Annotated in this window: 16 protein-coding genes; 10 read left to right on the top strand and 6 right to left on the bottom strand. The window is 60.3% G+C overall.

The annotated features are described in order from the left end of the window. Positions 1-3 precede the first annotated feature (3 nt). From murD to lpxC, 9 genes are all read left to right on the top strand, one after another. On the top strand, positions 4-1,350 hold the full coding sequence (gene murD / locus ACA048_RS24415) for a UDP-N-acetylmuramoyl-L-alanine--D-glutamate ligase (RefSeq protein ID WP_497626643.1): 1,347 nt from the start codon (positions 4-6) through the stop codon (positions 1,348-1,350). Continuing rightward, positions 1,347-2,564, top strand: coding sequence for a putative lipid II flippase FtsW (ftsW, locus tag ACA048_RS24410; RefSeq protein ID WP_452628106.1), 1,218 nt, complete (start codon positions 1,347-1,349; stop codon positions 2,562-2,564). The genes murD and ftsW overlap by 4 nt, the downstream gene beginning before the upstream one ends. Next, on the top strand, positions 2,554-3,624 hold the full coding sequence (gene murG, locus ACA048_RS24405; RefSeq protein ID WP_123435071.1) for an undecaprenyldiphospho-muramoylpentapeptide beta-N-acetylglucosaminyltransferase: 1,071 nt from the start codon (positions 2,554-2,556) through the stop codon (positions 3,622-3,624). The genes ftsW and murG overlap by 11 nt, the downstream gene beginning before the upstream one ends. Then, the gene (gene murC / locus ACA048_RS24400; RefSeq protein ID WP_497626642.1) at positions 3,617-5,077 is read left to right on the top strand and encodes a UDP-N-acetylmuramate--L-alanine ligase; all 1,461 of its coding nucleotides are present in this window, start codon (positions 3,617-3,619) and stop codon (positions 5,075-5,077) included. The genes murG and murC overlap by 8 nt, the downstream gene beginning before the upstream one ends. Beyond that, the gene (locus tag ACA048_RS24395; RefSeq protein ID WP_497626641.1) at positions 5,074-6,042 is read left to right on the top strand and encodes a D-alanine--D-alanine ligase; all 969 of its coding nucleotides are present in this window, start codon (positions 5,074-5,076) and stop codon (positions 6,040-6,042) included. Before murC ends, ACA048_RS24395 begins: the two co-directional genes overlap by 4 nt. 4 nt (positions 6,043-6,046) lie before the next feature. After that, on the top strand, positions 6,047-6,916 hold the full coding sequence (locus ACA048_RS24390) for a cell division protein FtsQ/DivIB (protein WP_497626640.1): 870 nt from the start codon (positions 6,047-6,049) through the stop codon (positions 6,914-6,916). Positions 6,917-6,931: 15 nt separating this feature from the next. Next, the gene (gene ftsA / locus ACA048_RS24385; RefSeq protein WP_007943485.1) at positions 6,932-8,191 is read left to right on the top strand and encodes a cell division protein FtsA; all 1,260 of its coding nucleotides are present in this window, start codon (positions 6,932-6,934) and stop codon (positions 8,189-8,191) included. Between the two features lie 71 nt (positions 8,192-8,262). Then, a complete protein-coding gene (gene ftsZ / locus ACA048_RS24380; RefSeq protein WP_007943486.1) occupies positions 8,263-9,456 on the top strand; it encodes a cell division protein FtsZ in 1,194 nt (397 codons plus the stop codon). 112 nt (positions 9,457-9,568) lie between these two features. Further along, positions 9,569-10,480 carry a UDP-3-O-acyl-N-acetylglucosamine deacetylase gene (lpxC, locus tag ACA048_RS24375; protein ID WP_007943488.1) on the top strand — a complete coding sequence of 304 codons (912 nt, stop codon included), beginning with the start codon at positions 9,569-9,571 and terminating at the stop codon, positions 10,478-10,480. 167 nt (positions 10,481-10,647) lie between these two features. Here the strand turns inward: lpxC and ACA048_RS24370 are convergent, their stop codons facing one another. The 6 genes from ACA048_RS24370 to ACA048_RS24345 form a co-directional block, all read right to left on the bottom strand. Then, positions 10,648-12,150 carry a sensor domain-containing diguanylate cyclase gene (locus ACA048_RS24370; protein ID WP_497626639.1) on the bottom strand — a complete coding sequence of 501 codons (1,503 nt, stop codon included), beginning with the start codon at positions 12,148-12,150 and terminating at the stop codon, positions 10,648-10,650. Between the two features lie 204 nt (positions 12,151-12,354). Beyond that, positions 12,355-12,579 carry a hypothetical protein gene (locus tag ACA048_RS24365; protein WP_497626638.1) on the bottom strand — a complete coding sequence of 75 codons (225 nt, stop codon included), beginning with the start codon at positions 12,577-12,579 and terminating at the stop codon, positions 12,355-12,357. 150 nt (positions 12,580-12,729) lie between these two features. Further along, positions 12,730-14,094, bottom strand: a complete 1,365-nt coding sequence (locus tag ACA048_RS24360) for a heavy metal sensor histidine kinase (protein WP_497626637.1) — start codon at positions 14,092-14,094, stop codon at positions 12,730-12,732. Next, entirely contained in the window at positions 14,084-14,761 is a 678-nt protein-coding gene (locus ACA048_RS24355) for a heavy metal response regulator transcription factor (RefSeq protein WP_007943491.1), read from the bottom strand. Before ACA048_RS24355 ends, ACA048_RS24360 begins: the two co-directional genes overlap by 11 nt. Before the next feature lie 9 nt (positions 14,762-14,770). Beyond that, on the bottom strand, positions 14,771-17,872 hold the full coding sequence (locus tag ACA048_RS24350; RefSeq protein WP_497626636.1) for a multidrug efflux RND transporter permease subunit: 3,102 nt from the start codon (positions 17,870-17,872) through the stop codon (positions 14,771-14,773). Then, the gene (locus ACA048_RS24345; protein WP_497626635.1) at positions 17,869-19,029 is read right to left on the bottom strand and encodes an efflux RND transporter periplasmic adaptor subunit; all 1,161 of its coding nucleotides are present in this window, start codon (positions 19,027-19,029) and stop codon (positions 17,869-17,871) included. The genes ACA048_RS24350 and ACA048_RS24345 overlap by 4 nt, the downstream gene beginning before the upstream one ends. A gap of 283 nt (positions 19,030-19,312) precedes the next feature. On the opposite strand from ACA048_RS24345, the gene ACA048_RS24340 reads away from it, so the two are divergent. After that, the gene (locus tag ACA048_RS24340) at positions 19,313-19,570 is read left to right on the top strand and encodes a hypothetical protein (protein WP_497626634.1); all 258 of its coding nucleotides are present in this window, start codon (positions 19,313-19,315) and stop codon (positions 19,568-19,570) included. The last annotated feature ends 97 nt before the right edge of the window (positions 19,571-19,667 follow it).

The raw sequence follows: 19,667 nt of genomic DNA, 5'->3' as shown, positions 1-19,667 counted from the left end.
CGAGTGTCTCTGATCGCTTCTGACCACTTCCGCATCGTTGTCGGCCTCGGCAAGAGCGGCATGTCCCTGGTTCGCTTCCTGGCGAACCGGGGCACGTCGTTTGCTGTCGCCGATACGCGGGAAAATCCACCGGAACTGGCCACGCTCATGCGTGACTATCCGCACGTGGAAGTGCGTTGTGGCGAGCTGGACGTCGAGTTCCTGTGCCGTGCCGACGAGCTTTACGTGAGCCCCGGCCTGGCGCTGGCGACTCCGGCCCTGCAGGCTGCCGCTGCCCGTGGCGTGAAATTGTCCGGCGACATCGAGCTGTTCGCGCGTAACGCGAAGGCACCGATTGTCGCCATCAGCGGTTCCAACGCGAAAAGCACCGTCACCACCCTGGTCGGCGAGATGGCGGCTGCAGCGGGTAAGCGCGTGGCCGTCGGCGGCAACCTCGGTACGCCGGCACTGGACCTGCTCAGCGACGACATCGAGCTGTACGTGATGGAGCTGTCGAGCTTCCAGCTGGAAACCACCGACAACCTCGGCGCCGAAGTGGCGACCGTGCTCAACGTCAGCGAAGACCACATGGACCGTTACAGCGGTCTGCCGGCCTATCACCTGGCCAAACACCGGATCTTCCGTGGCGCCAGACAGTTTGTGGTCAACCGTCAGGACGCCCTGAGCCGTCCGTTGATGGGCGAGGGCCAGCCGTGCTGGACCTTCGGTTTGAGCAAGCCTGATTTCAAGGCCTTCGGGATCCGTGAAGAAGACGGCGAGAAGTACCTGGCCTTCGAATTCCAGAACCTGATGCCGGTGCGCGAGTTGAAAATCCGCGGTGCCCACAACCAATCCAATGCCTTGGCGGCCTTGGCGCTGGGCCACGCTGTCGGTCTGCCATTCGACGCCATGCTCTCGGCCCTGCGCTCCTTCGCCGGGCTTGAACATCGTTGCCAGTGGGTTCGTGATCTAGATGGCGTCGGCTATTACAACGATTCCAAAGCCACTAACGTCGGCGCCGCACTGGCAGCCATCGAAGGCCTGGGCGCGGACATCGGCGGCAAGATCGTGCTGATCGCCGGCGGCGACGGCAAGGGTGCCGAGTTCAATGATCTGCGGGATCCGGTGGCTGCCAACTGCCGCGCCGTGATCCTGATGGGCCGTGATTCCGACCAGATCGGCCAGACCATCGGGGATGCCGTGCCGCTGATTCGCGTCAGCTCGCTGGTTGAAGCCGTGGAGCAATGCCGCGCTGCTGCCGAACCAGGTGACGTGGTGCTGTTATCACCTGCCTGCGCCAGTTTCGACATGTTCAAGAACTACGAAGACCGTGGTCACCAGTTCGTCCAGGCAGTGGAGGAACTGGTATGAGCCTGAAAAACATCATCAAACCTTATCCGTCGCCGATCATCACCGGGCGCGGTATCGACCTCGATTTCCCGATGCTCGCCGGTTGCCTGGCATTGATCGGCCTGGGGTTGGTCATGATTGCATCGGCATCGACCGAAGTGGGGGCGGTGCAGTCGGGCAGTGCGCTGTATTACATGATTCGCCACCTTATTTACGTGGTGCTGGGCCTGGGGGCCTGCATCGTCACCATGATGATTCCGATTGCCACCTGGCAACGCCTGGGCTGGCTGATGCTGCTGGGAGCGTTCGGTTTGCTGGTGATGGTGATCGTTCCGGGGATCGGCCGTGAAGTGAACGGTTCGATGCGCTGGATCGGCTTCAGTTTCTTCAACGTCCAGCCTTCCGAGATCGCCAAGGTGTTCGTGGTGATCTACCTCGCCGGTTATCTGGTGCGTCGCCAGAAAGAAGTGCGTGAAAGCTGGATGGGCTTCTTCAAGCCGTTCATCGTACTGTTGCCGATGGCAGGGCTGTTGCTGATGGAGCCGGACTTCGGTGCCACCGTCGTGATGATGGGGGCGGCTGCGGCGATGCTGTTCCTTGGCGGGGTCGGGCTGTTCCGGTTTTCCTTGATGGTGGTCCTGGCCGTCGCGGCGGTGGTGTTGTTGATTCAAGTGCAGCCGTATCGAATGGCGCGCCTGACCAACTTTGCCGATCCGTGGGCCGACCAGTTCGGTGCCGGCTATCAGTTGTCGCAAGCATTGATCGCGTTCGGCCGCGGCGAGTGGCTGGGCGTTGGCCTGGGCAACAGCGTGCAGAAACAGTTCTACCTGCCGGAAGCCCACACTGACTTCGTGTTCTCGGTACTGGCTGAAGAACTGGGTGCCGTGGGTTCGTTGTGCACCGTGGCGCTGTTCACCTTTGTCTGTATTCGTGGCATGTACATTGGTTATTGGGCCGAGAAGGCCAAGCAATTCTTCGCCGCCTACATCGCGTACGGCCTGTCGTTCCTGTGGATCGGTCAGTTCCTGATCAACATCGGCGTGAACGTCGGTCTGCTGCCGACCAAAGGGTTGACGCTGCCATTCCTCAGTTATGGCGGCAGTTCGCTGGTGATTTGCGGTGCCTGTCTCGGCTTGTTGCTGCGCATCGAGTGGGAGAGTCGAACCCACTTGGGCAGTGAAGAGATGGAGTTCCATGAGAGCGACTTCGCCGAGGAGCCGACCCATGGGCGCTAACGTATTGATCATGGCGGGCGGCACCGGGGGCCACGTGTTCCCTGCGCTGGCCTGTGCTCGCGAATTCCAGGCCCGCGGTTACACCGTGCATTGGCTGGGAACGCCGCGTGGCATCGAGAACGACCTGGTGCCGATGGCCGGTATCGAGTTGCATCGGATCAATGCCAGCGGGCTGCGTGGCAAGGGCAAATTGTCCCTGCTCAAGGCGCCGTTCATGTTGCTCAAGTCCGTGTGGCAGGCGCGGGCGATCATTCGTCAGCTGCGGCCGGTGTGCGTGGTCGGCTTCGGTGGTTACGTGACCGGCCCTGGTGGAGTCGCCGCCAAACTGGCCGGTGTGCCAGTGATCGTTCACGAGCAGAACGCCGTGGCCGGTACCGCCAATCGGTTGCTGGTGCCGTTGGCCGCCCGGGTCTGTGAAGCGTTCCCCGACACCTTTACCCTGTCGGACAGCCGTCGGACCACCGGTAACCCGGTGCGCACCGAGCTGTTCCTCGAAACAGCGCGACCTGCCCTGGCCGGTCGCAAGGCGCGTTTGCTGATCCTGGGCGGAAGCCTGGGCGCAGAACCGTTGAACAAATTGCTGCCTGAAGCCCTGTCGCAAGTCGCCCCCGACCTGCGCCCGGAAGTGTTTCATCAGGCCGGAAAAAACCACGATGAAGTGACTGCAGAGCGCTATCGCGCGGCTGGCGTCGAGGCGCAAGTGCAGCCTTTCATCAAAGACATGGCCCAAGCCTATGGCTGGGCCGACCTGGTGGTGTGCCGCGCAGGCGCGTTGACCATCAGTGAACTGGCCGCCGCCGGTCTGCCCTCGATGCTGGTGCCTTTGCCCCACGCGATCGACGATCACCAGACCCGCAACGCCGATTATTTGGCCCGTGAAGGCGCTGCCTTCCTGATGCCGCAAAGAACGACTGGCGCAGCGGATCTTGCCGCTCGCCTGACAGAGGTCCTGATGCAACCACAACGACTCAACGATATGGCCACGGCCGCCCGCCGCCTGGCCAAACCCGATGCCACCCGTAACGTGGTCGATACCTGCCTGGAGGTGGCCCATGGTTGAGAATCAGAAAGCCATGCCGCAACCGGAAATGCGCCGCATCCGTAAAATCCACTTCGTCGGCATCGGCGGCGTGGGCATGTGCGGGATTGCGGAAGTGTTGTTGAACCTGGGTTATGACGTGTCCGGTTCCGACCTGAAGGCTTCGCCGGTCACCGAGCGCCTGGAATCTTTCGGCGCGCAGATCTTTATCGGTCACCGCGCCGAGAACGCCGCATCTGCTGATGTGCTGGTGGTGTCGAGCGCCGTCAACACCTCCAACCCGGAAGTCGCGACTGCACTGGAACGTCGTATTCCCGTGGTGCCGCGCGCCGAGATGCTGGCCGAGCTGATGCGCTACCGCCACGGTATCGCCGTCGCCGGTACGCACGGTAAAACCACCACCACCAGCCTGATCGCTTCGGTGTTCGCGGCCGGTGGCCTGGACCCGACGTTCGTCATTGGTGGTCGTCTGAATGCGGCTGGCACCAATGCCCAGCTCGGTACCAGCCGTTACCTGATTGCCGAAGCCGACGAAAGCGACGCCAGTTTCCTGCACTTGCAGCCGCTGGTGGCCGTGGTCACCAACATCGACGCTGACCACATGGCGACCTACGACGGTGACTTCAATAAACTGAAGAAAACCTTCGTCGAGTTCCTCCACAACCTGCCGTTCTACGGTTTGGCCGTGGTGTGTCTGGACGATCCGGTGGTGCGTGAAATCCTCCCGCTGGTCAAACGTCCGACCGTCACGTACGGCTTCGGCGATGACTGCGACGTACGCGCCATTAATGTGCGTCAGCAGGGCATGCAGACTTTCTTCACGGTGCTGCGCCCTGATCGCGAGCCGCTGGATGTCTCGGTGAACATGCCGGGCAACCACAACGTATTGAACGCGCTGGCCACCATCTGCATCGCCTCTGACGAAGGTGTCAGCGATGAAGCCATCGTCCAGGGCCTGTCCGGGTTCCAGGGTGTCGGCCGACGCTTCCAGGTCTACGGCGAACTGCCGGTCGAAGGCGGCAACGTGATGCTGGTCGACGACTACGGTCACCACCCGACCGAAGTCGCCGCCGTGATCAAAGCCGTGCGCGGTGGCTGGCCGGAGCGCCGCCTGGTGATGGTTTACCAGCCGCACCGTTACAGCCGCACCCGCGACCTGTACGACGATTTCGTCAATGTGCTGGCTGACGCCAACGTCCTGCTGTTGATGGAAGTCTATCCGGCCGGCGAAGAGCCGATCCCGGGCGCCGACAGCCGCAAGTTGTGCAACAGCATCCGTCAGCGCGGGCAGTTGGACCCGATCTACATCGAGCGCGGCGTCGACCTCGCGCCGCTGGTCAAGCCACTGCTGCGTGCTGGCGACATCCTGCTGTGCCAGGGCGCCGGTGATATCGGTGGCCTTGCACCCAAACTTTTGAACAGTCCGTTGTTCGCTGGCGCCGTTGCCGCGCCAAGCGTGGGGAAGTTGAAATGACTGCTGCTTACGCCAACCTCGTCTCCACTGTCGCGCCGAAAGACTTCGGCCGCGTTGCCGTGCTCTTCGGCGGCAAGAGTGCCGAGCGGGAAGTTTCCCTGAAGTCGGGTAACGCGGTCCTCGCTGCACTGCAAAGTGGCGGTGTGGACGCGTTCGGTCTCGACGTCGGCGATGACCTGTTGCAGCGTTTGCTCAACGAAAAGATCGACCGCGCCTTCATCATCCTCCACGGTCGTGGTGGCGAAGACGGCAGCATGCAGGGCCTGCTCGAATGCCTGGGCATTCCGTACACCGGCAGCGGCGTTCTGGCTTCGGCGCTGGCCATGGACAAACTGCGCACCAAGCAGGTCTGGCACAGCCTGGGCATTCCCACGCCACGTCACGCCGTCTTGAGCAGCGAGGCCGATTGTATTTCGGCAGCGACGGAACTGGGCTTCCCTTTGATCGTCAAACCGGCGCATGAAGGTTCAAGTATCGGTATGGCCAAAGTGAGTTCCGCGTCCGAGTTGATCGACGCCTGGAAAGCGGCCAGTACCTACGATTCGCAAGTGTTGGTCGAGCAATGGATTCACGGTCCGGAGTTCACCATCGCCACCCTGCGTGACCAGGTGTTGCCTCCGATTGCCCTGGGCACGACGCACAGCTTCTACGACTACGACGCCAAGTACATCGCCAACGATACCCAGTACCGCATTCCGTGCGGGCTGGACAGCGCCAAGGAAAAGGAACTCATGGACCTCACGGCGAAAGCCTGCGAGGCGCTGGGTATCGCAGGTTGGGGCAGGGCAGACGTGATGCAGGACGCCGACGGGCAGTTCTGGTTCCTGGAAGTGAATACGGCGCCGGGCATGACCGATCACAGCCTGGTACCGATGGCGGCCCGTGCTGCCGGTCTGGATTTCCAGCAACTGGTTCTGGCGATTCTGGCAGCCAGTGTTGCCGGCACTGAAGAGCCAAGAGGTTAAGACCATGCAAGGCGCGCAGCTCAGACATCAGCCTCCACCAGCACCCGGCCGCAAGCCGGTGCCACGGGGTGCCAGCCGAATGGTGGCCAAAGAGCCGATGTCTGTGCGCCTGCCGAAAGCCAATTTTGGTTTTCTCAAAGCCTTGTTCTGGCCGGTGCTGTTGGTTGCACTGGGGTTTGGTACTTACGAAGGCGCGCAGCGTTTGCTGCCGTACGCCGACCGGCCGATCACCAAGATCAACGTGCAGGGCGATTTGAGTTACATCAGCCAGCAAGCCGTGCAGCAGCGGATCGCCCCGTACGTGGCGTCGAGCTTCTTCACCATCGACCTGGAGAGCATGCGTACCGAGCTTGAAACGATGCCATGGATCGCCCACGCCGAAGTGCGCAGGGTGTGGCCGGATCAAGTGGTGATCCGCCTGGAAGAACAACTGCCGGTGGCCCGTTGGGGCGATGAATCACTGTTGAACAACCAGGGCCAGGCATTCACCCCGCGTGAGCTGGCGAACTACGAACACTTGCCACAGCTGTTCGGCCCACAACGGGCTCAGCAGCAGGTGATGCAGCAATACCAGGTGCTGAGCCAGATGCTCAGGCCGCTGGGCTTCTCGATTGCACGCCTGGAATTGCGTGAACGCGGCAGCTGGTTCCTGACCACCGGCGCCGGCAGTGCCGGTCCCGGGATCGAACTGCTGCTGGGGCGCGGCAAGCTGGTAGAGAAGATGCGCCGTTTCATCGCCATCTATGACAAGACGCTTAAAGAACAGATTACGAACATTGCGCGCATCGATCTGCGCTACGCCAACGGCCTTGCTGTTGGCTGGCGGGAACCTGTAGCGCCCACGACAGCCCAACCCGCTGTCGCGAAGAATTAAGAAGAGGCAGGACCCATGGCAAACGTGCAAAGCGGCAAAATGATCGTCGGTCTCGATATCGGCACCTCCAAGGTGGTGGCGCTTGTCGGCGAGGTTGCGGACGACGGCACGCTCGAAATCGTCGGGATCGGTACCCATCCGTCCCGTGGCCTGAAGAAAGGCGTGGTGGTGAACATCGAATCCACCGTGCAGTCGATCCAGCGCGCCATCGAAGAAGCGCAGTTGATGGCCGGTTGCCGCATTCACTCGGCGTTTGTCGGTGTGGCCGGCAACCACATCCGCAGCCTGAACTCCCACGGCATCGTCGCCATCCGTGATCGCGAAGTCAGCCCGGCCGACCTGGAGCGCGTCCTCGACGCTGCCCAGGCTGTGGCGATCCCGGCAGACCAGCGCGTGCTGCACACCTTGCCGCAGGATTATGTGATCGATAACCAGGAAGGCGTCCGTGAGCCTCTGGGCATGTCCGGCGTGCGTCTGGAAGCCAAGGTTCACGTGGTCACTTGCGCCGTCAACGCCGCACAGAACATTGAAAAATGCGTGCGTCGTTGTGGCCTGGAAATCGACGACATCATTCTCGAACAACTGGCTTCCGCATATTCGGTCCTGACCGACGACGAGAAAGAGCTGGGCGTGTGCCTGGTGGACATCGGCGGCGGCACCACCGACATCGCCATCTTCACCGAAGGCGCGATTCGTCACACCGCCGTGATTCCGATTGCGGGCGATCAGGTGACCAACGACATCGCCATGGCGTTGCGCACCCCGACCCAGTACGCCGAAGAAATCAAGATCCGCTACGCCTGCGCCCTGGCCAAACTGGCCGGTGCCGGTGAAACCATCAAGGTCCCAAGCGTTGGCGACCGTCCACCGCGCGAGCTGTCCCGTCAGGCCCTGGCCGAGGTGGTCGAGCCGCGTTACGACGAGCTGTTCACGCTGATCCAGGCCGAACTGCGTCGCAGCGGTTACGAAGACCTGATCCCGGCCGGCATCGTGCTGACCGGCGGTACGGCGAAGATGGAAGGCGCCACCGAACTGGCCGAAGAGATTTTCCACATGCCGGTCCGCCTGGGCGTGCCCCATGGCGTCAAGGGCCTGGACGACGTGGTTCGCAACCCGATTTATTCCACAGGCGTTGGCCTGTTGATGTACGGCCTGCAAAAGCAGTCCGACGGGATTTCTTTCTCGGGCATCAGCAGCCGTGACAGCTACAGCAATGAAGAACCAAAAGCCGCCTTGCTCGATCGCATCAAGAGCTGGGTACAAGGCAACTTCTAAAGATTTACCGCGGCACCGTTGTAGATACAGGCAGTAGGCGAAAAAACTAGAGAATGTAAAGGAGAGGGAAAATGTTCGAACTCGTAGACAACATCCCCGCAAGCCCGGTTATTAAAGTTATCGGTGTTGGCGGTGGCGGCGGAAACGCTGTGAATCACATGGTCAAGAGCAACATTGAAGGCGTTGAATTCATCTGCGCCAACACTGATGCCCAGGCGCTGAAATCCATCGGCGCGCGGACCATCCTCCAACTGGGTACCGGCGTGACCAAAGGTCTGGGCGCCGGCGCCAACCCTGAAGTAGGTCGTCAGGCCGCTCTCGAAGACCGTGAGCGCATTGCCGAAGTCCTGCAGGGCACCAACATGGTGTTCATCACCACTGGCATGGGCGGCGGTACCGGTACCGGTGCGGCGCCAATCATTGCCGAAGTGGCCAAGGAAATGGGGATCCTCACCGTTGCGGTGGTGACTCGTCCGTTCCCGTTCGAAGGTCGCAAGCGCATGCAGATCGCCGACGAAGGCATCCGTCTGCTGTCTGAAAGCGTCGACTCGTTGATCACCATTCCCAACGAGAAACTGCTGACCATCCTTGGCAAGGACGCAAGCCTGCTGTCCGCATTTGCCAAGGCTGACGATGTGCTGGCCGGTGCCGTTCGCGGTATCTCCGACATCATCAAGCGTCCGGGCATGATCAACGTCGACTTCGCTGACGTACGTACCGTGATGAGCGAAATGGGCATGGCGATGATGGGCACTGGCTGCGCCAGCGGTCCGAATCGCGCGCGCGAGGCCACCGAAGCGGCCATTCGCAACCCGTTGCTCGAAGACGTGAACCTGCAAGGTGCACGCGGCATCCTGGTGAACATCACCGCCGGTCCTGACCTGTCTCTGGGTGAGTACTCCGACGTGGGTAGCATCATTGAAGCTTTCGCCTCCGAGCACGCGATGGTCAAGGTCGGTACCGTTATCGATCCGGACATGCGCGATGAGTTGCACGTAACTGTGGTTGCTACTGGTCTGGGCGCTAAAATCGAGAAGCCTGTGAAGGTCATCGACAACACCGTTCACACCTCGATGGCTTCCCAGCCGCAACAATCGGCTCCCGCTCGTCAGGAACAACCGGCGGTAAACTACCGTGACCTGGACCGTCCGACCGTCATGCGCAACCAGGCTCAGGCCGGTGCTGCGACTGCTGCGAAGATGAATCCGCAAGATGATCTGGACTATCTGGACATCCCGGCATTCCTGCGTCGTCAGGCTGATTGATGGAATGTATCAGGGCTATGAAGTTGATTGGTGTTCAGCAAAGGTCTGGTCTGCTATCATCGCCAGCCTTTGTTGATACCAGTTCGCAATTTGCGCTGAAGCGGCCCAAGCCATGATTAAACAACGCACACTGAAAAATATTATCCGTGCCACAGGTGTAGGCCTGCACTCCGGGGAGAAGGTATACCTGACCCTCAAGCCCGCGCCTATCGACACCGGCATTGTGTTTTGTCGTGCTGACCTCGATCCTGTGGTGCAGATACCTGCCCGCGCAGAAAACGTTGGCGAAACCACAATGTCGACCACACTGGTCAACGGTGACGTCAAAGTGGACACGGTGGAGCACTTGCTCTCGGCCATGGCTGGCCTGGGCATCGATAACGCCTACGTCGAGCTCTCCGCGTCCGAAGTACCAATCATGGATGGTAGCGCTGGACCTTTCGTATTCCTGATTCAATCGGCCGGCCTGGAAGAACAGGACGCACCGAAGAAGTTCATCCGGATCCTGCGGGAAGTGACAGTGGAAGACGGCGACAAGCGCGCCACTTTCGTCCCTTTCGAAGGCTTCAAGGTGAGTTTCGAGATCGATTTCGATCACCCGGTTTTCCGTAACCGCACACAAAGTGCAAGCGTGGATTTTTCCAGCACTTCGTTCGTAAAAGAAGTCAGCCGCGCCCGTACCTTTGGTTTCATGAGTGACATCGAGTACCTGCGCAAGCACAACCTCGCACTCGGCGGCAGCGTTGAAAACGCTATTGTGGTCGACGCGGATGGTGTACTGAACGAAGACGGCCTTCGCTATGAAGACGAATTCGTGAAGCACAAGATCCTCGATGCAATTGGTGACCTCTACCTGCTGGGCAATAGCCTGATTGGTGAGTTCAAGGGCTTCAAGTCCGGACATGCATTGAACAACCAGCTGCTGCGCAAGTTGATTGAGCAGACAGATGCTTGGGAAGTCGTGACTTTCGAAGACGCCAGCACTGCACCGATCTCTTACATGCGTCCTGTCGCGGCCGTGTAAGCAAAAAACCTCTCTAGTTTTTAAAGGCTGCCTTCGGGTGGCCTTTTTTTATGCCTGATCGTTCCCACGCTCTGTGTGGGAATGGAGCCCGAGACGCTCTGCGTCTCATCCAGAGCCGGACGCGGAGCGTCCGTTGAAGCATTCCCACGCAGAGCGTGGGAACGATCTCACTGCGCAGCCACCACCCGATTCCTTCCCCCGGCCTTGGCCTGATACAGCGCCTTGTCCGCCGTAAACAGCAACTGTTCCAGACTGATTTCTTTCTCCGTCGTCCAGGTACTGATCCCGATACTGACAGTAATCGGCGTTTCAGCGCCCGCCACCAATGGCATCTGCTCCACCGCCCCCCGGATTTTTTCAGCAATCAGCCAGGCCCCCGCGCTGTCCGTTTCCGCCAGAATGACCGAAAACTCCTCCCCGCCATATCGCGCCACCAAATCTCCAGGCCGCCGGATACTGGCGCTGATCACCTTAGCCACTGCCCGCAGCGCATCGTCGCCGCCCTTATGGCCATGGCGATCGTTGAACGCTTTGAAGTGGTCGGCGTCGATCATTAGCACCGACAGCGGCTTGCCCGAACGTTGGGCGCGAAACCACTCATGGCGCACGGTTTGATCCAGGGTTCGGCGGTTGGCGACGCCGGTCAGGGCATCGGTGGCGGCCAGTTGCGCCAGTTCCCGCTCGACGTGATGGCGCAGACGCAGTTCGCGGCACAGCAACCAGGTCAGCCAGAGCAGTCCGATGCACAGCACGCCGGTTGCACCGCTGATCACCACCGCCGTGCGTTTCCAGGTGGCGAACACTTCGTTGCCGGAGAGGGCGACGATGACCGTCAACGGCAGGTTGCCGACCCTCGAAAAAGTGTACAGGCGTTGTTGATGATCGACGCTCGACACGCTGTCGAAGCTGCCCGCGCCCTCACGCAGGATGCGCTCGACATTGGGCCGACTGGCGAAGTTCTTGCCGATGGGGTCGTTGATCAGGTGAGGCTTTTGCGCCAGCAGAATGCCGTCGTCATTGATGATGCTCAGGGTGCTGTCGTTACCGATGTCCAGGCTGTTGAACAACTGTTGAAAGTACGCGAGGCGCATCGATGCCATCGCCACGCCTAGAAACTCACCACTGGACGAGGAGATGCGTCGGCTAAAACTGATACGCCACTCCTCGCTGTCGTCGCAGTCGCAGCGCGGCTTGAACGGACGGCTGATGAACATGCCGGTGTCACGGTTGAAAGCATGGGCGAGGAAATAGTCGCGGTCGGCAAAGTTACCGGGCTTGGGCTCGATCAGCGATGAATCGGCGATCACTTCACCGTGCTTGTCCAGCAACAGAATATCGCCCTTGAAGCGCGCCGTGGTGGAGCGGTCGAACAGCACCAGATGGCGAATCTGTGGTGAAACCTGTTTCAGGTCCTCCCGTTGTGAGGCCGCTATCAGGCCTTGCAGGGTCAAATCGTAGAGCTCGACGGTGCGCAGTACGTCAGCGTCGATCAACTGCGCAATAGTGGTCGCGCTGCGGGTGGCCGCCTGCTGGGCGTTGGCGTGCTCGCGAATCAGCAGATAGGCAACGATGCTCAGAATCGCGATCACCGTCAGCAAACTGCCAAGCATCACCATGAGCTCAGGTCGACCGGTCTTGCCTGAAAGGTGTTGGGGGGGGCTCACGGGCATGGGGCGACTGTCTGCTTGAAGAGCATAAAAAAGGCCAGCAAAACGCGCTGGCCTTTACTTATTCAAGCTTAGAAGACATTGAGCGGGAACGCACTTGCGTTAGCCCCAACGAAAAAAAGCCGCTGATAGCAGCGGCTTTGAAGACAACCTTTCAAAGGGAAGAGCCGATGAAAAGTGTCGAGGGAAACAGAGTCGATCGATGAATCAGCTGTCTTTCTCAATCCGTTGCTGGCTTGCAGAAATCGATGTTTGAGGGGGTTGCGCAGCGTCCTGAGCCTTGGCCGTCATTTCGCTCTGATACTGATCGTACGCTGTGGTGCGCGCGGCATTTTGCGTGACGAACGTCTGCGATTCTTCCGCGATGGCGAACGGAGACAGGAACAAAGAGGACAAAACGAAAGCGCTGGCAATACCCGTAATGTTGGACATCTTTTAAACCTTCTTGCTTGGCAAGTGCTGTTTGGTGCGGGCAAAGATAAGGATCTTGACCAACGGGAAACAGAGCCAATCCAAGAAAGGACTGTTGCGCTAGAAGCAACAGTAAGAAGAACGACGCCGCACCACAGGGCTGTGGGAGGATTAAACGGGGAGATGGATCCCGAAGGTATTCATCCCGTGGTCACTGCGCACAAACACATCCCCGCCATGCATCAGGGCAATCGCCTTGACGATCGCCAGCCCCAACCCGTGATTGTTGCCGCTGTTGCTGCGCGACGCATCCACTCGATAAAACCGCTCAAACAGCCGCGATAAATGCTCGCTGGGAATCGGTGATCCAGGGTTGGCGACACCAATGCTCACCTGATACTCCTCGACCTCGATCCGCACCTGAATCACTTGCCCGGGTTCAGTGTGCTGCACCGCGTTGCTGAGCAAATTGATCAACGCCCGCCGCAGATGGGCGATCTCGATCCGCACCTGCGCATCACCACTGACCTGCACCTGAACCTGCGCATCCTCAAGAATGAAATCCAGATACTCCAGCGTCGTCGCCACTTCATCGGCGAGCGAGGTGGACGTCAGTTTGGTGGCCTTGCTGCCCTGATCCGCGCTGGCGAGGAACAGCATGTCGTTGATGATCGAGCGCAGCCGTTCCAGTTCTTCTAGGTTCGATTGCAGCACTTCAAAATAGTGTTCGGCGGAGCGCCCACGCGTCAGCGCGACTTGGGTCTGGCCGATCAGGTTGGTCAGCGGTGAGCGCAATTCATGGGCGACGTCTGCGTTGAACGATTCCAACCGTGAATACGCCTGTTCAACCCGCTCCAGCGTGGAGTTGAACGAATTGACGAACTGATTCAGTTCCGGCGGCAGCGACGATAATCGCAGTCGCCCGGAACGCAGCGGCGGCGCCAGGCGCTGGGCCTCCTGAGACAATTTGATCAAAGGCTTGAGCCCAATCCGCGCCACCCAATACCCCAGCGCAGAAGCCAATAACACACCGACAATCGCCAGGCTGATCAATGCGATCAGCAGGTGATGCTGAGTCTCGAAAAATGTCTCGGTGTCGATGCCGATCATGAAGCGCAACGGCGGGCGTTGATCCTTGGCCGGGAACTGGCTCACCAGCACTTTCAGCGGGTAGGGGTGGTCTGGCAACTGCAAGTCGCGCATGCCCAGCGGCCCTTCGGTGAAAGCGCGGATTTGCGGTGTGAACTCGCCGTATTCGTAATGCGGATCACCGCTGACGATCCAGAAACGGATGCGCTTGTCTTCTTCACCGAGCAGCTTGAGCTTGTTGTTGATCTTCACCCAGTGCTCGGGTGTGCCGTAGCGGCCGACGGTGGATTCGAGCACGCTGTAGCGCGCATCCAGTTCGGCTTCGGGCAGCAAACCAAGCCCCTTGTCGACCTGCTGATACAACGCCCAGCCGATCAACAAAAACACTAAAAGCGCCACCAGCGTAAACATCCCGCTCAGGCGAAGCGCGATGGAGTTACTGGACACCACGGCTCTCCAGCACATAACCCATGCCACGAATCGTGTGCAGCAGTTTCTCGTCAAACGGCCCGTCGAGCTTGGCCCGCAGACGTTTGATCGCGACCTCGACAACGTTGGCGTCGCTGTCGAAATTGATGTCCCAGACCATCTCGGCAATCGCCGTTTTCGAGAGGATTTCACCTTGCCGACGGGCCAGCACACTGAGCAGCGAAAACTCTTTGGCCGTCAGGTCAAGGCGAGTGCCGGCGCGGGTCGCTTTGCGGCTGATCAAATCTATCCACAGGTCGGCGATGCTCACTTGCACCGGTTCGTGCCCACCGCTGCGCCGGGTCAGCGCTTGCAGACGCGCCACCAGTTCAAGGAAGGAAAACGGTTTGCCCAAGTAATCGTCGGCGCCGTCGCGCAAGCCTTTGATACGGTCTTCGACACGCTCGCGGGCGGTGAGCATGATCACCGGGGTTTGCTTGCGCGCACGCAATGCGCGCAGGACGCCGAAGCCGTCGAGGCCCGGTAGCATGACGTCGAGGACGATCACCGCGTAGTCACTTTCCAGCGCTAGGTGCAGGCCTTCAACGCCGTCCCGCGCCACGTCCACGGTGTAACCCTGTTCCGTCAGGCCGCGGTGCAAATAGTCCGCGGTTTTTTCTTCGTCTTCGATAATCAGAACGCGCATGACCCCGCCTCAGTCTGTGGTCGCCAACGCCGGTACCGGCGACGGATTGGGCCTGTGAAATAGCCGCTCAAGCCACAAGTATATGACTGGAGTGGTGAACAGCGTCAGCGCCTGGCTCACCAGCAGGCCACCGACCACCGCGATGCCCAATGGCTGGCGGAGTTCGGCGCCGGTGCCGTAACCAAGCATCAACGGCAGTGCGCCGAGCAGTGCGGCGAGGGTGGTCATGATGATCGGCCGGAACCGCGTGATACAGGCCTCGAAGATTGCCTCTTCTGGCGGCAAGCCACGGTTGCGCTGGGCGTCGAGCGCGAAGTCGATCATCAGGATGCCGTTCTTCTTGACGATACCGATCAGCAGCACCAGACCGATCAGCGCCATGATCGAAAAGTCCTGGCCGCAGATCCACAGCATGATCACCGCCCCGAGCCCCGCCGACGGCAGCGTCGAGATGATGGTCAGCGGATGCACGAAGCTCTCGTAAAGCACACCAAGAATGATGTACACCGCCACCAGCGCCGCCAGAATCAGCCACGGCTGGCTGGCCAGCGAACTCTGGAACGCCTGCGCCGCGCCCTGGAAGTTGCCGCTCATGGCCGCCGGCATGCCGATGTCGACCTTGGCCTGGTTGAGCATGATCACCGCATCACCCAGCGCCACGCCGGGCGCGAGGTTGAACGACAGGTTGGCAGCCGGGAACATGCCGTCATGGGCGATGGACAATGGACCGACCGTGGGTGCGTCAAATTTGGCCAGCGCCGACAGCGGCACCATTTCCCCGCTCAGCGGCGAGCGCAGGTAGAAGTAGTTGAGGCTTTCGGCCTTGCCGCGTTGCTGGGTGTCCAGTTCCAGAATCACGTTGTACTGGTTGATCTGGGTCTGGAATTCATTGACCTGGCGCTGCCCAAACGCATCGTACAGCGCTTCGTCGACATCGCTGGCGGTCAGGCCGAAGCGCGCCGCGGCGCTGCGGTCGATGCTGATGTGGGTGATGCTGCCGCCCAGTTGCAGGTCGTTGGAAATGTCGCGGAACGCCGGGTTGCTGCGCAGTTTTTCCGTCAGCCGCTGGGTCCAGGTGCTGAGGGTCGCGCCGTCGTTGCTCTTGAGCACGTATTGGTACTGGGCGCGGCTCGGGCCGGAGCTGAGGTTGATGTCCTGGCCTGCGCGCAGGTACAACACGATGCCCGGAACCTTCATCAGTTGCGGACGAATCCGGTCGATGAACTGACTGGCCGAAACGTCGCGGTCGCCGCGTTTTTTCAGGGAGATCCAGAACCGGCCGTTGGCGATGGTCTGGTTACTGCCCGACACTCCGACCGAGTGGGAAAACGCCGCAACCGCAGGATCCGCCGCGACGATTTCGGCCATCGCCAGGTGTTTTTTCACCATGTCGCCGTAGGAAATATCAGCGGCGGCTTCGGTCGTGCCGAGGACAAAACCGGTGTCCTGCACCGGGAAGAAGCCCTTGGGAATGAAGATGTAACCGGCGATAGCCAGACCGAGAGAAAGACCAAACACGCCGATCATCAATTTTTGATGGGCGAGGGCGCGACGCAATAATTTTTCATAGCCAGCCAGCAAGCGCTCGCCAAACGTGGGTTTGCTGTGGGCATGATGCACCGGCGCACGCATGAACAGCGCGGCCAGGGTTGGCGCCAGTGTCAGCGACACCACGACCGAAATCATGATGGTTGAAGTGGCGGTCAGGGCGAATTCCTTGAACAACCGCCCGACCACGCCGCCCATGAACAGCAGCGGAATGAACGCTGCCACCAGCGAGAAACTGATCGAGACCACGGTAAAACCAATCTCGCCGGCACCCTTGATCGCTGCCTCGCGCATGCCGTCGCCGGCTTCAAGATGTCGGTGAATGTTCTCCACCACCACAATCGCATCGTCGACCACAAACCCCACGGCCACCACAATCGCCACCAGGGTCAGGTTGTTCAGGCTGAAGCCCATGATGTACATCAGGGCGAAACTCGCGATCAGGGAAACGCCCAGTACCGCGGACACGATCAGGGTCGCCGACCATTGGCGCAGGAACAGCGCCATCACGGCCACCACCAGCAGGATCGCGATCAGCAGGGTGATTTCCACTTCATGCAAGGACGCGCGGATGGTCTGGGTGCGGTCAACCAGCACGTTGACCTGCACCGAGGCGGGGAGCATGGCTTTCAGTGTGGGCAGTGCGGCTTGAATGCGGTCCACGGTCTCGACGATGTTCGCGCCCGGTTGCCGGAAAATCACCAGGTTCACCCCGGGCTTGCCGTCGGCCCAGGCCTGAACGTAGGCATCTTCCGAACCGTTGACGACTTTGGCGACATCCCTCAGGTGAACTGGGGCGCCGTCCTTGTAGGAAACGATGAGTTGGCTGTATTCCTCTGGGTGAAACAGCTGGTCGTTGGTCGACAGGGTCGAAATGCTCGACTCGCCGTACAACGCACCTTTGGCCAGATTGAGGCTGGTGTTCTGGATGGCCAGGCGAATGTCGGCGAGGGTCAGACCGATGGCCGCCAGTTTGTCCGCGGAGGCTTGAACGCGAATAGCCGGACGTTGCTGACCGGTAATGTTGGTTTGGCCTACGCCTTCGATCTGGCTGATCTGACGGGACAGCAGGGTTTCAACCAGGTCGCTGAGTTCAGTGCCGGGCATTTGCGTGGAGTTGACACTGAGGATAAGCACCGGGCTGTCGGCCGGGTTGACCTTGCGCCAGGTCGGCAGCGTCGGCATGTCCTTGGGCAGTTTGCCGGCGGCGGTGTTGATCGCGGCCTGGACTTCCTGGGCGGCGGTGTCGATGCTTTTGTCGAGGGTGAACTGCAGGATCAGGATGGTCGAGCCCAAGGCGCTGCTCGATGTCATTTGGGTCACGCCGGGAATGGAACTGAATTGCACTTCAAGCGGCGTGGCCACCGACGAGGCCATGGTTTCCGGGCTGGCGCCGGGCAGTTGCGCGGCCACCTGAATGGTCGGGAATTCGGCTTCCGGCAGCGGCGCGATCGGCAGGCGGGGGAAGGCGATGGCGCCGAGCAGCACCAGGGCGAAGGTCAGCAGGAGGGTGGCGACCGGGTGATCGATGCACCAGGCAGAGATCGAGCCGTGGCCCTTCATGGCTTCGACTCCGATTGCACCACTTGCGGCGGGTCGGTCAGCACCTGCACGGTCGACCCCGGCTTGAGCCGCGACTGGCCATCAGTGACCAGCACATCGCCCGGTTTCACGCCTTTGATGATGTCCTGGCCGCTGCCTTGCGAAACCACCTGCACGGTGACGGCTTCGACCTTGTCACCGTTGACCCGGTACACAAAGTGTTGATCGAGGCCCCGTTGTACGACGGTGGGCGGCACCACCAGTGCATCTTTATCCAGGGCTGTCTGAATTTTTACCGTCACCAGCAGGCCCGGCCAGAGTTTCTGCCCTGGGTTGTTGAATTCGGCCTTGGCGCGGATGGTCCCGGTGTTGGCGTTGATCTGGTTATCGATCAGGGTCAAGTGACCTTCGCCCAGCAGGTTGCCGGTTTCACCGTCGGTGTCGGCGCCAATGTAGGCTTTTACCTGTGCGCGTTGTGGGTCACCGATCAGCCCTTGCAGGGTCGGCAGCATGTGCTGCGGCAGGGAGAACTCGACGGCGATCGGGTCGATCTGCGTCACGGTGAACAGGCCTTGGGCATCGGTCATGCGCAGGAAGTTGCCTTCATCCACTGTACGAATACCGACGCGACCACTGACCGGGGAGCGAATCTGCGTGTAGGAGAGTTGCACCTGAGCGGCATCGATCGAAGCTTGATTGCCTTGGGCGGTGGCCTTGAGTTGATTGACCAGCGCTTGTTGCTGGTCGTAGGTCTGTTTGGAAACCCCGTCGTCGACACTCAGCAACTTGTAGCGCTTGAGGTTGACCTGCGCCACTTGCAATTGCGCCTGGCTTTCGCCCAATTGGGCGCGGGCCTGATCGAGGCTGGCGCGGATCGAACGGTCATCGATGGTGGCCAGCAGGTCACCTTTGTTCACCAATTGGCCTTCCTTGACGAGGATTTTGGTGAGAATGCCGTCGATCTGCGGGCGCACCACGACGCTGTGCAAGGACAGCACCGAACCGATACCGCTGACATAACGCGGCACGTCTTTTTCAACGACATTGACCACGCGAACCGGAATCGCGGTAGGGGCGGCGAGTTTGGCTGTGGCGGGCTTGGTGACATACCACGTGCCCAGCGCTGCCAAGGCAATTAGCAGACCTGCGATCAAGGCGGGTTTTTTCTGAATTCGCATGCGAGTGGGGCGCCGGGCTAAAAGGATTGGGTATTTTCAGCTTTATACCCTCCTTTATAACCCTGTCAGCCCGTCAGGAGGGTGACTGCTAACTGACGGGGTTGTCAGTTTGGGCGTTTGAATCAGCGGCGGACGGCGTTCCGACGATGGCGGTGTACCCGTCAACACAAAACCCGACGGACTCGCTTGAGGCTTGCAGCTTGTATTGTCCCATCCAGTTATACTGCCGCCTTTCGCGGCTCGCTGACCGGGCCCGACTCTATGTGCATCACCCGGAGCTTTCATGACTTCCCCGACACAACCGCCGGTTGCCGACGCTTTGAGCGACGACCAGGCAGACCTGCCAGACAGCGTCGACTCCAGCGCAGACAGCGAAACCAAAGCCGCGATCCCGGCATTCAAGTTCCCGTTCAACCCGGGTGAGTTGGCCGCTGCGAAGAACGCCAGCCAGCCTTGGTACAAGAATGGCGCGAAAAATGGCCATACCAAGACGCCTGGGGCCGCGCCACCTGGAACTCGTCGTTCGATGGGTAAGCGCTGAGTTTTTATCTTTGCGGTGCCTGATCTACTGTCTTCGCGAGCAAGCCCGCTCCCACATTTGATTTGCGTTCGGCGCGGTTAAATGTGGGAGCGGGCTT

This window comes from Pseudomonas sp. LBUM1659 (assembly GCF_059716045.1).
Note: the sequence above shows the minus strand (reverse complement) of the source record. Positions and strands in the feature narration are given on the sequence as shown.